Origin of the sequence: Petrotoga sp. 9T1HF07.CasAA.8.2, assembly GCF_002895585.1 — a bacterium.
In the GTDB taxonomy this organism is placed as follows: Bacteria; Thermotogota; Thermotogae; order Petrotogales; family Petrotogaceae; genus Petrotoga; species Petrotoga mobilis.
On the sequence record NZ_AZRI01000037.1, the window covers coordinates 1 to 1267 of the forward strand.

Here is a 1267-nt window from a genome sequence, read left to right on the forward strand (position 1 = left end):
CGGTAAGAATAAACAAAAGATTATCGCTAATTTGGGTAGAATCGATACGATCAGTAGAAAAGAAGTGGAAAATATTGTCGATAAACTCGTACAGATATATGATATAAAAGGTTATGTGAATTTGAATAGTGTTGAGGAAGCACCCGATAAGAAGAATTATGGGATAAAGGTAATAGTGGATAAATTGTTTGAAAGGTATGAGATGGATAAGTTCTTTGAAAAGATGGATAAAAAGACGAGGTTCGATGTGGAAGATTTGTTGAAAATAATGGTTATGAACAGAATAATAGAACCGAAAAGTAAGTTGGGAATATTCAACGATCTAGATTATTACGGGTTCAAAAGGATGGATGAGGCAGAGACAGATGGGGAAGGGATAGCCTTACAATGGCTGTACAGGACGCTAGATGTTTTAGCGCAAAAGAAGGAAGAGTTAGAGAAACATCTGTATCGTCAAAGGATAAGTTTATTCAATTCTGTAGTAGACTTAGTGTTTTACGATGTAACGACGTTAGCCTTTGAGACACAACAAACGAACGAGTTACTGCAGATGGGGTATTCTAAAGATAAGAAGTTCAACGAATCACAGGTAGTTTTAGGGATGTCGATAGATAGGGATAGGATGCCGGTTAGTTTTGATATATACCCAGGTAACACATTCGAAGGACATACGTTCAAAGATACGATTGAAGTGATGAAAAAGAGGTATCAGTTGGGGAAGGTAATAGTGGTTTCTGATAGGGGGATGATGAGTAGAACCAATATGGAAATAGTAGAGAATTCCGATTACGAATTCATAGTAGGTAAATCGATAAAACAATTAAAAAAGGTGGATATATTCGATGGGGAATTCACTGAAATATCAAAAGGGATTGAATACAGAGAAATAGAATACGAGGGCAAAAGATTACTCATAATACATTCAAAGGAAAGGGCTGAAAAAGATAGAAAAGACAGGATTAGATTGATTGAAAAAGCGAAGAAAATGTTGAAAGATGGGGACATAGAATCAAAAAGCAAAAGAGGTGCAAAAAAGTACTTAAAGACAAAGAACGAAGTAGATTACACACTTGATATTGAAAAGATAGAAAAAGACGAAAAATATGACGGATACTATGGAATAATAACAAACACACAGTTGAATCCAAAACAGATATTAGAGCAATACCATACCTTGTGGAAAGTGGAAGAAAGTTTCAGAACACTAAAGAATTATCTTGAAACAAGACCGATATTTCATTGGACACAGAAAAGGATAAAGGGACAC

1 protein-coding gene is annotated in these 1267 nt (G+C 35.0%); it reads left to right on the forward strand.

The annotated features are described in order from the left end of the window. Window positions 1-1267: IS1634 family transposase (locus X925_RS08405; protein WP_121959676.1), on the forward strand; the 1267-nt coding region annotated here is incomplete at both ends.